This window comes from Roseibium marinum (genome assembly GCF_002906165.1).
GTDB lineage: Bacteria > Pseudomonadota > Alphaproteobacteria > Rhizobiales > Stappiaceae > Roseibium > Roseibium marinum.
In genome coordinates, this window is record NZ_PPCN01000008.1 from 258651 (window position 1) to 271300 (window position 12650).

At 62.3% G+C, this 12650-nt stretch carries 11 protein-coding genes; 5 read left to right on the forward strand and 6 right to left on the reverse strand.

The genetic code is table 11. The features are described from left to right. Positions 1-5: 5 nt before the first annotated feature. Complete coding sequence (locus CLV41_RS18320) at positions 6-1898, reverse strand: ABC transporter ATP-binding protein (protein WP_408014063.1); 1893 nt, start codon at positions 1896-1898, stop codon at positions 6-8. Between the two features lie 127 nt (positions 1899-2025). Between CLV41_RS18320 and CLV41_RS18325 the strand changes: the two genes are divergently transcribed. After that, positions 2026-2496 carry a tRNA (cytidine(34)-2'-O)-methyltransferase gene (locus tag CLV41_RS18325; RefSeq protein WP_103223868.1) on the forward strand — a complete coding sequence of 157 codons (471 nt, stop codon included), beginning with the start codon at positions 2026-2028 and terminating at the stop codon, positions 2494-2496. Positions 2497-2541: 45 nt separating this feature from the next. Further along, entirely contained in the window at positions 2542-3468 is a 927-nt protein-coding gene (hemF, locus tag CLV41_RS18330) for an oxygen-dependent coproporphyrinogen oxidase (RefSeq protein ID WP_103223869.1), read from the forward strand. 7 nt (positions 3469-3475) lie between these two features. On the opposite strand, the gene CLV41_RS18335 is transcribed toward hemF, so the two are convergent. The 5 genes from CLV41_RS18335 to CLV41_RS18355 form a co-directional block, all read right to left on the reverse strand. Further along, positions 3476-4588 (reverse strand): HD-GYP domain-containing protein, encoded by a 1113-nt coding sequence (locus CLV41_RS18335; RefSeq protein WP_103223870.1) that lies wholly within the window; start codon positions 4586-4588, stop codon positions 3476-3478. 112 nt (positions 4589-4700) lie between these two features. Then, a complete protein-coding gene (locus CLV41_RS18340; RefSeq protein ID WP_103223871.1) occupies positions 4701-5939 on the reverse strand; it encodes a CCA tRNA nucleotidyltransferase in 1239 nt (412 codons plus the stop codon). A gap of 4 nt (positions 5940-5943) precedes the next feature. Beyond that, positions 5944-6204, reverse strand: a complete 261-nt coding sequence (locus CLV41_RS18345; protein ID WP_103223872.1) for a DUF6111 family protein — start codon at positions 6202-6204, stop codon at positions 5944-5946. After that, positions 6204-6854, reverse strand: a complete 651-nt coding sequence (locus tag CLV41_RS18350; RefSeq protein WP_103223873.1) for a CoA pyrophosphatase — start codon at positions 6852-6854, stop codon at positions 6204-6206. Before CLV41_RS18350 ends, CLV41_RS18345 begins: the two co-directional genes overlap by 1 nt. Before the next feature lie 38 nt (positions 6855-6892). Continuing rightward, positions 6893-7501 carry a DUF1285 domain-containing protein gene (locus CLV41_RS18355; RefSeq protein WP_103223874.1) on the reverse strand — a complete coding sequence of 203 codons (609 nt, stop codon included), beginning with the start codon at positions 7499-7501 and terminating at the stop codon, positions 6893-6895. A 342-nt stretch (positions 7502-7843) separates the two neighbouring features. Here CLV41_RS18355 and CLV41_RS18360 point away from each other — a divergent pair, with 342 nt between their 5' ends. From CLV41_RS18360 to CLV41_RS18370, 3 genes are read left to right on the forward strand one after another with little or no spacing between them, the layout of a single operon-like run. Further along, on the forward strand, positions 7844-8863 hold the full coding sequence (locus CLV41_RS18360) for an AAA family ATPase (protein ID WP_103223875.1): 1020 nt from the start codon (positions 7844-7846) through the stop codon (positions 8861-8863). Between the two features lie 32 nt (positions 8864-8895). Beyond that, positions 8896-9819, forward strand: coding sequence for a DUF58 domain-containing protein (locus CLV41_RS18365; RefSeq protein WP_103223876.1), 924 nt, complete (start codon positions 8896-8898; stop codon positions 9817-9819). 3 nt (positions 9820-9822) lie between these two features. Further along, positions 9823-12642, forward strand: coding sequence for a DUF4159 domain-containing protein (locus CLV41_RS18370; protein WP_103223877.1), 2820 nt, complete (start codon positions 9823-9825; stop codon positions 12640-12642). The last annotated feature ends 8 nt before the right edge of the window (positions 12643-12650 follow it).

Consider the following 12650-nt stretch of genomic DNA (forward strand, 5'->3'; position numbering starts at 1 on the left):
CGTCGTCAGGCCGGTTCGGCCTCCGCTTCCAGGAACCCGCCCGACTGACGGTGCCAGAGTTGCGCGTAGAGACCGGCTTCATCGGCCAGAAGCGTTTGATGGCTTCCCAGCTGCACGATCCGCCCCTTGTCCATGACGATCAGCCGGTCCATGGCGGCTATGGTCGAGAGGCGGTGCGCAATCGCGATTACCGTTTTTCCGGTCATCAATCCCTGCAGGTTTTCCTGGATGGCCGCCTCGACTTCGGAATCCAGCGCCGAGGTCGCCTCGTCGAGCACAAGGATCGGCGCATCCTTCAGGAGCACCCGCGCGATCGCGATGCGCTGACGCTGGCCACCGGACAGTTTGACCCCGCGCTCGCCGACGAAGGCGTCGAACCCCTTGCGGCCCCGCTTGTCCTCCAGACCCTGGATGAAATCGAAGGCATGCGCCTTGCGGGCGGCCTCGAACATTTCTTCCTCGCGGGCCGAGGTCCGGCCGTAAAGAATGTTTTCCCGGATCGAGCGGTGCAGCAGGGACGAGTCCTGCGTGACCATGCCGATGGACCGGCGCAGGGACTCCTGCGACACATCCCTGATATCCTGGCCGTCGATGAGGATCCGCCCGGATTCCACGTCGAAAAACCGCAGCAAAAGACTTGTCAGGGTGGTTTTGCCGGCACCCGAGGGTCCGACGACACCCAGCCGCTCGCCGGGACGGATCGTCAGGTTCAGATGATCGATCACGCCGTCTTTCTTGCCATAGTGAAAGCGGATATTTTCGAATATCACCGCTCCCGCGGGCACCGTGAGGTCCCGGGCATGCGGCGCGTCGGTGAGCGTTATCGGCTTGACGATCGTTTCCATGCTGTCCTGAAGCGACCCGAAATGGCGGAACAGGCCATTGAGCTGATTGAATAGCCTGTTCAGCAGGATGTTCAGCCTCAGGACCAGGCTGAGCGAAAAGGCCACGTGACCGTTGCTGATAGCTCCGTCCTGCCAGGCCTTGAGCGCCATGGCCGTGATCGCGACGATCATCACGCCGTTGAGGACGTTCATGATCACCCGGACGGTGGTCAGGAGCCGGGTGAACGCGTGCAGCTTGCCTACAAATGTTTCGACCGCGGCTTTGGCGCCCTGATTTTCCTCGGCCGTGGAGCCGAACAGCTTTACGGACTGGATGTTCGTATAGGTATCGACCAGGCGGCCCGTCACGCCGGAATAGGAATTGGCAACCGCCTTGGACGCTCCGCGCACGCGCGGAACGAAGGCCCACGCGACCACCGCGAAACATGTGAGCCAGAGCCCGACAATCGCGCCGAGCCGCGGATCCAGTTCCGTTACCAGGATCAGCGTCGTCACCGCATAGACCACGATGAACCAGACCACCTGCAGCAGATTGACCATGAAATCCCCGGCGGAAAGGCCGGATTGCATGACCTTTTGCGCCAACCGTCCGGCCAGGTCGTCCTGAAAAAAACCGAGACCCTGTTTCATGACCCGCTCATGGCATTGCCAGCGAACCATATTGAAGAAACCGGGAACGATGGTCTGTTCTTCCACAAGGGCTGTAAGTGTGAGCGTGACCGTCCGCAACACGAGCACGACCAGAACCATTCCCAGAAGCGTCCAGGCGTGATCGCTGAAAAAGGTCGCCCGGTTTGCGCTGTCCAGCAGATCGACGATATCGCCGAGGAAGTTGAAGATTCCCACTTCGATAAAAGCCGCGGCGCCACCCAGGGCAAGCATCGCGACAAAGGGCCAGCGAACCTGAGTGATGAAATAAAACAGAAACGCCATGCCGCTGCGCGGCATATCCTTGTGGGGAGACCCCTGGAAGGGATCGATCCAGGTTTCAAAAAGGCGAAAGAGCAGGGACACGGGCGTCTCCATGGGGGCTGGAGCGATTCTTGGCCACATCCTAAAGCGCATCCCGGTTATATTGAACTGTTTGATGGCGGGAGAAATAAGATGCTCCCAGCCCTGCCGATGACAAACGCGACCGCCGCTGCTATGCCACGACCTGATATCGATTTCTCAGGACGCCATGCCCGACATTGCTCTCTTTCAGCCGGATATTCCGCAAAACACCGGCACGATCCTGCGCCTTGCCGCCTGCCTTGGCGTCACTGTGCACCTGATCGAACCGGCGGGATTTCCCATCTCCGACAGCGCACTCAAGCGGGCCGGAATGGATTATCTGGAAAGGGCGGCAATGCTGCGTCATATCAGTTTCGCGGAATTCGACTCCTGGCGCCGGGGCCGGGACCGGCGCCTCGTCCTGCTGACGACGGGATCGGACACCGCATATACGGACTTTGCCTTCAACCGTGACGATATTCTGCTGATGGGCCGTGAAAGCAGCGGCGCCCCGCAAGACGTTCACCAGGCCGCCGATGCCCGGCTGAGAATTCCCATGGCCGAGGGCATGCGTTCCATCAACGTGGCGGTTTCCGCCGGAATGGTGCTCGGCGAGGCCTTGCGGCAAACGGGCTCATTTCCTAAAACGCCGGAATAATCCAGTTTCCGTCCATTACAGACCCGAACCTTCAAGGCCGATCATATGAATGCTGCCTCTCCTGAAAATCGTGGCGGTCCGATCCCGGACGGTATCGAGAACAAGAAAGCCACTGCCCCGGCCTGGTTCCAGGAATTGCGAGACCGGATCTGCAAGTCCTTCGAGGATCTCGAGGACGATATGGGTTCGCTCGCCGGCCCTCTTGCCGATCAGCCTGCGGGCCGTTTCGAACGCACGCCGTGGGAGCGGACCGACAGCTCGGGCGCCAAGGGTGGCGGAGGTGTCATGTCCATGATGCATGGCCGCGTGTTCGAGAAGGCCGGCGTGCATATCTCCACGGTTCACGGTGAATTCTCGCCGGAGTTCCGCGGTCAGATTCCCGGCGCCGAGGAAGACCCGCGTTTCTGGGCCTCCGGCATCAGCCTGATTGCCCATCCGCGCAACCCGCATGTTCCCGCCGTCCACATGAACACCAGAATGGTTGTGACCACCCGTCAGTGGTTCGGCGGCGGCGCCGACCTGACACCGGTCCTGGATGCCCGGCGCACCCAGGACGACCCGGACACGATAACCTTCCACGAAGCGATGCGGACCGCCTGCGAAGCCCATGAGATCGCGGACTATCCGGCCTACAAGGCCTGGTGCGACGACTATTTTTACCTGAAACACCGCAGCGAGCCGCGTGGCGTCGGCGGCATCTTCTACGACTATCTCAACAGCGGCGGCTGGGAAGATGATTTCGCCTTCACAAGGGATGTCGGGCTGGCGTTCCTGAATGTCTATCCGGAGCTGGTGCGGCGGAATTTCGAAAAAAACTGGTCCGAGGCGGAGCGCGAGGAACAACTCGTCCGGCGGGGCAGATACGTGGAATACAATCTGCTTTACGACAGGGGTACGATTTTCGGCCTGAAGACGGGGGGAAACGTCGCGTCCATCCTGTCGTCCATGCCACCGCTGGTGAAGTGGCCATAAGGCCCCGTCAGGCGGCAGCGCCGCCACTGGCGTGTGCGGATGTCCGTTTCACGTCGCCGAGATCCCGTTTCAGGACCATGTCTGCGAAACTGGATAACATGTTCTGATCCAGTTTCGGTCCCATCTTCCTCAGGATATCGATCGCGACGCGAACCGGAACGCCGTCCTTGTAGGCCCGTGTCTCGGTCAGAGCGGAAAAGATATCGCTGATCGTCATGAGACGGACCTGTGCTGAAATCCGGCTGCCATCCAGTCCCAGCGGATACCCGGAACCGTCCAGGTATTCATGATGCTGCATCGCCATTTTCTTGATCCCGACCGAGACTTCCAGCCGTGGCTTGAGGATATCCCGGCCGTACAGCGGATGTTTGTTGACGATCTTGCGCTCTTCTTCGGTAAGCTTGCCAGGCTTGTCGAGAATGGAGAGCGGAATGCGCATCTTGCCGATGTCATGCACCAGACCGCCGGCGATCACTTCCCTGCATTCCTCTTCCGGCCAGCCCAGGTGAATCGCGAACATGCCCGCGACACCCGCCACCATAAGGGAATGGCTGTAAGTGCCGCTGTGATGGGTGTGTACCGCCTCGAGCCAGGACGAAAGGCCGTTGAGCGAAAGGGACGCCAGCAGTTCATCTGCGCTATCGTTCAAAAGATTGACCTGAATAGGTGAACCTTCCACCGCGGACAGACAGAGGCTTTGCAGGAAGACGTTGCTCTGACGGTAGGCTTCGACGGTCTGCGCGGGCGCATTCTCGGGCAGGGCGGCACACAGATCCTCGTTGACGAGGCCGTTGATCCGTTTCAGCAGCAGGATGATCGGCGTGTCACGGTCGCACAATTCCGAGTTTCCAAGTGCCGCGGCCTGAATGGTCTCCCGGCGGGACTTCTCGTCGACCAGACAGATAACCGGAACTGCGGCGAGGTGTTTCCAGGAGGCCTTGAGGGCCTTCAATCCGGCCTCGGTTGCGTCCTGCAACTCCAGAACCGCGATTTTTGCGTCAACGACTGTTCGCTCCGACACGCTGGCCATGTCGACCAGCCGAGCGGCAAAGAAAAACGGCAGCTTGCGGGCAGGTGAATCGATAGAAAGAGGTCCGTCCGAAATCAGAACAATTTCCATTCACCGTCCCCTCAAAATCCGCGTCTATGTGCAAGTTGGCGTCAAGTTTACTCGTTTCATCATGAACAAACTCCAACAGAGATCGCGCAGTTTCCTTTAAGAACCCCTAAAACTATCTTGTATAACGCGCCATTAGCTCCTGTTTGCTGAGTGAAAATCCGCTTTCGCGCCATTCTTCTTCCAGATACTTGAGAAAACTGCCTAGTTCAGGACCAGACGGATGCCCTGACGCAATCAGATCCGCCCCCTTCAGAGGGAACTCCGGCACCGCCTCAATCCGCAGATCTGAAAGCAGGACGCCAAACCTGTCATCGTCGGCGGTTTTCCGGGCGCGCAGACCGGCCCAGACCGCGAGCAGCCCGTCGATAGCCCCCTGGCGGCCGAAGTCGTAAAGAAGCGAAGCGGCGGATGGCGGATCCACCGGGTTCTTCAGCCGTTTCATGACCGCCCAGGCGGTTTTCATCCTTTTGCCTTCCGCATTGGAAAGGCGGAGCCGGTCGCAGACCCGCTCAAGATCCTCATGGACGAAGCCGGCAAGAACGACCAGTGCGAGTTCCGGATCCCTGGTTTCCGGGGCAAGGTCATCCAGTCCCCGCAGGGCATTGAAGTCCTCTATACGCGCAAGTCCACCCGTTGCGATTTCCAAAAGTCCGCAATCGTTCATGAGGCGCAGGGCAGGAGCTGCCCGCCGCGCACGCAGAAGACGGCGCATTTCGTGGCCGATCCGTTCTGCGGACAATTGCCGCAGCCCTTCCCTTTGCCGCAGGCAGGCCCCCAGTCCTTCCGCGTCCATGTCTCCTTCTCCGTAGGCGGCAAAGATCCGGAAGAACCGCAGGATGCGGAGATAGTCTTCCCGGATGCGTGCATCCGGGTCGCCGATGAAGCGGACGCGGCCGGCGAGACAGTCCTCCAGGCCGGCAAGCGGGTCGTACAGACGGCCCTGCCTGTCGGCATAAAGCGCGTTCATGGTGAAATCCCGGCGTTCGGCGTCCCTGACCCAGTTGCGGCCGAAGACAACCCGTGCCTGACGCCCGAAGGTTTCGACGTCTTCGCGCAAGGTGGTTACCTCATACGGAAACCCGCGGCTCACGACGGTCACCGTTCCGTGGTCGAGACCGGTCCCGATGGCTTTCAGGCCGGCATCTCGCGCGCGCTTCATCACGTCCTGCGGCAGGGCGGTCGTCGCGATATCGACGTCGGGCACCGGATGCCCCAGCAACGTGTTGCGTATGGCGCCGCCCACGACCCGGGCCTCGTCCCCGTCCTGCTCGATGGCGGAAAACACGGCCTGGACAGCCGCGCTCCGCAGCCAGTCCGCCCGGGCGAGTATGTCGTCCGCCACCGATGACATGGTGTTATTCGTACCGTCCGGGAACAAAAACGCCGTCCTGCATTGCAGAGGGTATGAAGTTCAAGCCTTCCGAGCTGCGCTCGAGCATGGCCATTCCGGCGAGGCCCGAAATGACCAGGACGAGCCCGGCAAGCGTCAGCCAGGCAATCGGCCCTTTTGACCAGCGGTCCGGATGGCCGCTCCGCTTGCTGAGCCACAACCAGAGCGCGTAGCAGAAAAACGGCAGCAGAAACAGAAACAGGTGCGAAAGGAAAATTCTGAGCATCAGCGATATACCGTTTCGTAAAAGGAGCGGATGATACCGGCGGTAACACCCCAGATATACCGTTCACCGAAAGGCATAGCATAAAAGTAGCGTTGACGGCCCTCCCAGTCCCGGCTCAACTTCTGGTGATTGGCCGGATTCATGAGAAAAGCGAGCGGCACTTCGAAAATGTCCTCGACTTCCTCCGGATTGGGGCGGAAGGCGGTTATCTCCGTAATAGCTCCTACGACCGGGACGACGCGGTAGCCGGAACCTGTCAGATAGGGCGCAAGACTGCCGAGAAGCTCGACACGCTTCGGCTGGAGGCCGATTTCCTCCTCAGCTTCCCTCAGCGCCGCCTCAACGGGGCCCTTGTCCTGCGGATCGATCTTGCCGCCCGGCAAGGCAATCTGGCCGGCATGGGAGTTCAAGTGCCCGGTGCGCTGGGTCAGGACCACATTCGGCCCTTCCCTGGTCTCCACCAGTCCGATCAGAACGGCTGCATCCCGGGGCGGGCCGTCCCATTTCGCATAGGGGCCGAGATCCGGATTGAGAATGTGGTCTCCTGTTTCCCGCTCACGGTCCAGCAGGGAAGCTTGCGCGAGGCGCTCCCGCAGATGATGCGCCCAATCGGATCCGGCGTTTGAATTGTTCACAAGGGGGGCGGTCATGAAGTCAGCCGTGTGCTATCGTTTCAGGGATCGGGTGCTCATTCCGGCGCGTCGAGCAGATCGGAAGCCAGGGTAAAAAACGCGCCTCCGCTCCAGATCCCCAATGCCACACCATTTCCCTCTTCTCGTTCTTCCAGCATGTCCGCAAGCTCATACATCAAAGCGCGCGTGAACAACGCCTCGAGCCTGCCTCTGACAAGAACATAGGGCTTGAGGCCGCCGCTGTCCGTTTCTTTTTCGAACCTCAGCGGATGATCGGGCCCAACTCTCACGAGATCTCCCAGATTTGTCCGCAGCGTCACGGCCTGGTTTTCCCCCTCGCCCTCCACCGCCATTTCGACGGCGAGAAGCGGTGCATCCTCCACGGTGATACCGATTTTTTCCACCGGGGTAACCAGATAATGCCTGCCGTCCGCATCCTTGCGCAATACCGACGCGAACAACCTGACGAGCCGTTCGCGGCCAATGGGCGAACCGAGATAGTGCCAGGTGCCGTCCCGGGCGATCCGGATGTCGAGATCCCCGCAGAAGGGCGGGTTCCATTTTTCCACCGGAGGCGGCGCGCGGTCGCCGGCATCCGCCCGGCTCATCAGCGCTTTCAGGCCTTCCGGCATCGTTTTGTCGATATCGGCGGGACGCTCCGTCATGGATCTTTTCTTCTCCGGCCGGTTGTGAGGATTTTACCGATAGCATTTTCGCTGCCGGTATCGTTCCTCAAAAGGAAACCCGCGCAAATCAGGGCGCAGGGCACCGCGAAATTTAACAGTTCCGATCCTCTCGCAATTGTCATTGTCCCCCCTCAGCCCCGCGAAAGCGCGAGTTTTCCCCAAAGCATGGAAAGAATCTTGGACCTTTCCACTGTATGGCGCACATTTGCGCCTTATCTACCCTTTCATATGGTGTCAGAGTGTTTGAGTCGCAGCAGCCTGATCAAGGCGCTTTCCAGCCCGGCACGGCCGCCGGAAGATGAATACAGGGAAAGGTGATTAATGAGCGTTGTTTCCCCCAACTCCCCGACCGAACAGGATCTCGCCGCCGTGGCGGAGAACGCCGAGCGCGCCGTCAACCACATCACGGACGCCAGAGCGGACATCGCACGGATCATCTTCGGGCAGGAAACCGTGGTCGAGCAGACCCTCGTCACCATCCTCGCCGGAGGCCACGGGCTTCTGGTCGGTGTTCCCGGCCTCGCCAAGACCAAGCTTGTGGAAACGCTCGGCACCGTGCTCGGGCTGGATGCCCGCCGGATCCAGTTCACCCCGGATCTGATGCCCTCCGATATTCTCGGTGCCGAGGTCATGGAGCAAAGCTCGGATGGCAGCCGCTCCTTCCGCTTCATTCCCGGTCCCGTGTTCTCCCAGCTTCTGATGGCCGACGAGATCAACCGCGCCAGCCCGCGCACCCAGTCGGCGCTGCTGCAGGCCATGCAGGAATATCACGTCACCGTGGCGGGGAACCCCCATGACCTGCCCCGTCCTTTCCATGTGCTCGCGACCCAGAACCCGCTTGAGCAGGAAGGCACCTACCCGCTGCCCGAAGCCCAGCTCGACCGCTTCCTGATGCAGATCGACGTTCACTATCCCGATCTGGAAGCAGAACGGCGGATCCTTCTGGAAACCACCGGCGCCGAGCAGGCCAAGGCCCGGACAGCCATGACGGCCGAGGAACTGATGGAATACCAGCAGCTCGTGCGCCGCATGCCGGTCGGGGAATCCGTCGTGGAGGCGATCCTCAAGCTCGTGCGTTCGGCACGGCCGCAGGAAGGCGCCGCCGCCTCGGACGTGACCAATCTGATCGCCTGGGGTCCCGGACCGCGCGCCAGCCAGGCCTTGATGCTGACCGTGCGGGCGCGGGCGCTCGTCGACGGCCGCCTGGCCCCCTCCGTGGACGATGTCCTCGCGCTTGCCGAACCGATCCTGCAGCACCGCATGGCCCTGACCTTCGCCGCCCGGGCGGACGGGCACACGGTCCGCGACGTGATCAGCCGGGTCAAAGAGAAGATCGCCTGATCCGAAACCCACTCTCCCAGGAGCCAGACGGAATGGATCCCAGCAGCACGACGGCAGGCATTGACCAGGGCACATGGCCGAATGTGATCGGCGAAGCCCGTACGGTCGCGGATGCGCTGCCGGATCTGCTGGTTGATGCCAGCCATGTCGCCAGTTCGATCATCTCCGGATGGCACGGCCGCCGCCGGGCCGGCCCCGGGGAAAGCTTCTGGCAGTTCCGCCCCTTCAACATGGGGGAACCGGCAAAGCGCATCGACTGGCGCCGCTCCGCCCGGGACGACAATCTCTATGTCCGCGAACGGGAATGGGAGGCCGCCCATACGGTCTGGCTGTGGGCCGATCTGTCCTCGTCGATGATCTTCCAGTCCCGCCTTGCGGGTGTGAGCAAGCGCGACAGGGCCATCGTGCTCATTCTGGCGCTGGCGGACCTGCTGGCGGAAACCGGCGAACGCATTGGCCTTCCGGGCCTGACACGGCCCTTTTCCGACCGGCGCGCGGCCGAAAGGCTCGCCGACGCGCTGACGCATCTTTCCACACCTGTCGCCCTGCCGGACACCATTGCGGTGAAACGCTTCGCCGACGTTGTGCTGATTTCCGACTTCCTCGATCCGATCGAGGATATCGCTGCGTGGATCGCCAGGCTGGCGGGAACCGGCGCCCGCGGTCATCTGGTCCAGGTGCTTGACCCGATTGAGGAAACCTTTCCCTTTGACGGCCGCGTCGAATTCACCGATCCGGAAATGGGCATCCGCCTGACAGCCGGACGGGCTGAAAACTGGCGCGAGGATTACAAGAACAAGCTGGAAGCCCACCGGGCGGAAATACGGGACATGGCCCGCAGGGCCGGTTGGACCTATGTTCTTCATCATACGGACCGGCCGGCATCCGAACCCTTGCTGGTCTTGCACAGCGCGCTTTCGGGTGCGCTGGATGTCATGCAGAGAGGAGGCGTCTGACCCGTGTTAGCCGGACTGCCCCTGACGTTCACCGCGCCCTGGATCCTGGCGGCGCTCGCCCTTCTGCCGGTCATCTGGTGGCTGTTGCGGCTGACCCCGCCGCGCCCGCGTGAAATCGCCTTTCCGCCCACACGCCTGCTGCTCGGCATCGATCAGCATGAGGAAACGCCGCAGCGCAGTCCCTGGTGGCTGACGCTGCTGCGCCTGCTTCTGGCCGCCATCCTGATCGTCGCCCTCGCCGGCCCTGTCTGGCGCTCCGCCGAACCGGTTGAAACCGGGCAAGGCGTGCTCTGGATGCTGGTCGACAACGGCTGGACCTCCGCAAGGGGCTGGGACGCGCAGGTAAGCGCGGCCGAACAGATCCTCGCGGCCGCCGAACAGGATGGCCAGCCGGTACTGTTTGCCGCGACCGCCGAAGGACCTTCCCAGAACTTTTCACCGGAAGCTGCTGCAAGCGCGCTGGAAAAACTCCGCGCGCTCGAACCCCGGCCCTATCCGCCGCGGCGCGGCGAGTTGAGCGCGGGTCTGCGCGAAGCCGCCCGCTCGGCCCCTCCCGGCGCCGTCGTCTGGCTCTCCGACAGCACCAGCACCGGGGACGGTTTTCTGACCGAACTCGCGCAGACGATCGGTCAGGTCCCCGTCACGGTTCTCACCGGACTTGAAACACCCATGGGCCTGAAAGACCTGGCAAACGACGCGGACGCGCTATCGCTTACAGTTGTCCGCCATCCCGACCAGCAACTCAGCTCCGCGACCGTACGGGCCCTCGATCTCAAGGGGCTCGTGCTCGGCGAGGTTCAGGCGAGCTTTGACGCCGGCGCGAACGAAACCAGGGCCAGTTTCGATCTGCCGAGCGAATTGCGCAACGATATCGCCCGCGTCGAAATCTCCGGGCAGGCCGCGGCCGGCGCCGTGCAGCTTGTCGACGACAGCTGGCGCCGCCGTACCGTGGGTCTGATTTCCGGCCAGTCCGGCGACCTCGATCAACCGCTTCTGTCGCCGGTCTATTACCTTGAGCGCGCGCTTGCTCCGTTTTCGGACATCCGCCGCCCCCGGGACAGCGACATCGCCGTGGCCGTGCCCGCTCTGATCGACCAGGGCATTTCGGTTCTGGTTCTGGCCGATGTCGGCCGTCTGCCGGACACGACGGTGCAAACCCTGCGCGAATGGGTGCAGAACGGCGGCACACTGGTTCGTTTCGCCGGCCCCCGGACCGCCGGTGGCAGCGATGACCTGATCCCCGTGCGCCTCAGGGCTGGCGACCGCTCGCTCGGTGGCTCCCTGTCCTGGAAACAGCCGCAGCATCTGGCGGCTTTCCCCGAAGGCTCGCCCTTCTCCGGACTGAAAGTGCCCGAGGAAGTGGCCGTGACACGTCAGGTCCTGGCGGAACCCACATCCGATCTGCCCGACCGGACATGGGCGATGCTGGAGGACGGCACGCCGCTGGTGACGGCCGCCTCCATCGGAGCCGGCAGCGTGGTGCTCTTTCACGTCACGGCGGATTCCTCCTGGTCGAACCTGCCGCTGTCCGGTGTCTTTTTGAACATGCTGCGCCGAATCCTTGCCGTTTCCAACGTCGCGGCTGCTTCCGAAACCGCCGAGGACGGCACACCCTCCCAGAGCGTTCTGCCTCCGCTGCGCCTTCTTGACGGCTATGGCCGCTTCGGCCCTCCACCGGTTGAAGTCACGCCCGTCGGCGCCGCCGCCTTCCGCGAGGCTGAAGCCAGCCGCAGAACCCCGCCCGGCCTCTACGGCACGGAAGACGGTTTCCGCGCGCTGAACCTGATGCAAAGCGGCGATGCGCTTCTGCCGCTGGACCTTGCCGCCTTCGAAGGCGACGCCATCGAAGCCCCCTATCCGGCCTCCGACCCCCTGGACCTCAGATCCGTGTTCTTCACCCTGGCCTTCCTTCTGATGGTCCTCGATGCGATTGCCGTCTTCCTGCTGGCCGGCGGCCTGAGCCGCCTCGGGCTGCGCGGCAGGGCCGCGGGCATGGCTCTCGCCCTTGCGGTCGGTGGTATGGCATTGGTGGCAACCACACCGGAGGCCGCCCGCGCGCAGTCCACTTCGGCGGAATTGCAGGCTCTGGAATCGACCCTGCAGACCCGGCTGGCCTATGTGCTGACCGGCAATCCGGAAATCGACGACACCAGCGCCGCGGGCCTTTCCGGCCTGACCCAGTTCCTTGCCGAGCGCACCGCGCTGGAGCCGGGATCGCCGATTGCAATCGATATCGCCAGCGACGAACTGTCCTTCTATTCCCTGCTTTATTGGCCGATCGATCCGGCCGCGGACAAACCCAGCGACAAGACAATCGCGCGCATCGACACTTTCATGCGCAATGGCGGCACGATCCTGTTCGATACGCGCGACCATATCAACGCGACCGCCAACGAATTTGCCTCCACCCCGGCAACCCTGAAACTGCGTGAGATTCTCGAGGACCTGGATGTGCCGCCCCTGGAGCCGGTTCCCCTCGATCATGTCCTGACCAAGGCCTTTTATCTGCTCGATTCATTTCCCGGCCGCTATGCGACCAGTCCCCTCTGGGTGGAAAGCCTGGAGGAAAGCACCGCACGGGGCGACCGGCCGGTACGCGCCGGCGACGGCGTATCCCCCATCCTGATCACCGGAAATGACTTTGCCGCGGCCTGGGCGATTTCCGAGACCGGCGAATTCATGTTTCCGACGGTGCCGAACAGTCTGTCGCAGCGCGACTACGCCTTCCGGTCCGGCGTCAATATCGTCATGTACGGCCTGACCGGCAACTACAAAGCCGACCAGGTGCATATCCCTGCCCTGCTCGAACGGCTCGGACAATAGGAACCCCG

What these genes read in the sequence shown, in the direction of transcription:
- CLV41_RS18320 (WP_408014063.1), bottom strand. Translation starts at nt 1,898, where the DNA reads ATGTGGCCAAGAATCGCTCCAGCCCCCATGGAGACGCCCGTGTCCCTG.
- CLV41_RS18325 (WP_103223868.1), top strand. Translation starts at nt 2,026, where the DNA reads ATGCCCGACATTGCTCTCTTTCAGCCGGATATTCCGCAAAACACCGGC.
- hemF (WP_103223869.1), top strand. Translation starts at nt 2,542, where the DNA reads ATGAATGCTGCCTCTCCTGAAAATCGTGGCGGTCCGATCCCGGACGGT.
- CLV41_RS18335 (WP_103223870.1), bottom strand. Translation starts at nt 4,588, where the DNA reads ATGGAAATTGTTCTGATTTCGGACGGACCTCTTTCTATCGATTCACCT.
- CLV41_RS18340 (WP_103223871.1), bottom strand. Translation starts at nt 5,939, where the DNA reads ATGTCATCGGTGGCGGACGACATACTCGCCCGGGCGGACTGGCTGCGG.
- CLV41_RS18345 (WP_103223872.1), bottom strand. Translation starts at nt 6,204, where the DNA reads ATGCTCAGAATTTTCCTTTCGCACCTGTTTCTGTTTCTGCTGCCGTTT.
- CLV41_RS18350 (WP_103223873.1), bottom strand. Translation starts at nt 6,854, where the DNA reads ATGACCGCCCCCCTTGTGAACAATTCAAACGCCGGATCCGATTGGGCG.
- CLV41_RS18355 (WP_103223874.1), bottom strand. Translation starts at nt 7,501, where the DNA reads ATGACGGAGCGTCCCGCCGATATCGACAAAACGATGCCGGAAGGCCTG.
- CLV41_RS18360 (WP_103223875.1), top strand. Translation starts at nt 7,844, where the DNA reads ATGAGCGTTGTTTCCCCCAACTCCCCGACCGAACAGGATCTCGCCGCC.
- CLV41_RS18365 (WP_103223876.1), top strand. Translation starts at nt 8,896, where the DNA reads ATGGATCCCAGCAGCACGACGGCAGGCATTGACCAGGGCACATGGCCG.